General features: G+C 36.2%; 1 pseudogene. It reads right to left on the bottom strand.

From position 1 onward, the window contains the following. Positions 1-795, bottom strand: a pseudogene (locus tag Q0998_RS19250) (CUB protein); the annotation flags it as partial.

Genomic DNA, 795 nt, shown 5'->3' with positions numbered 1-795 from the left:
CATCTGCTTGAGTATGGTGAAAAGTAACGTTAAAATCATCAGGATCTTGAGTGGTTCCTAATAAACCAGGAATCTGACTGTCTAAATCTATATTTTGAATAATTCCGTTCGCATCGTCACCATCGGCATCATTATCACAATAGGACAAATTAGAAACGGGTGAAAAGGTTGGTTCTGGATTTACAATAACATCGAAATTAGAAATTCCGTTTGCACACTGTGTATCTGCATTAAAAACACGTACAAAAATGGTTTCTTGGTTTGGTGTTAAATTTGAATAGGGAGAAATCAATGCATTATTTCCGTTTTGCGCATCGGATAAAGATCTATGATAGGTTACTGTATAAATTGTAGGATCTTGATTGCCTAAAATACCAGCAGTTTGACTTTCTAAATCTATGGTTTGTGAAAATCCGTTTCTTGCAGAACCATCAGTATTGTCATCGCAAATTTCTAAATCTGCTACAAAATTGGCGATTGGTAAAGGATTTACTACCACGTTAAAGGATGTATGATCTGTAAAACAGCCCGTTGCATTATTGGTAACTCTCACAAAAATTGGTTGTGTATCACGAATTGTATTTGTAAAAGGAGAAGCTTGCGCGTTATTTCCTGAATTGGCATCTGCAGCAGAAAGATGATAGGTTACTGTAAAATCTGCAGAAATTTGAGTGCCTAAAATGGTAGTTGTTTGACTTTCTAAATCGAAATTTTGTACAATTCCGTTGGTGCCATCACCATCATTTACATCATCACAGAGTTCTAAATCGGTAACAGGGTTTGCAGTGGGAACTG

The sequence above is a fragment of the uncultured Polaribacter sp. genome (genome assembly GCF_947501385.1).
GTDB lineage: Bacteria > Bacteroidota > Bacteroidia > Flavobacteriales > Flavobacteriaceae > Polaribacter.
This window is presented reverse-complemented; position numbering and strand designations above follow the sequence as displayed.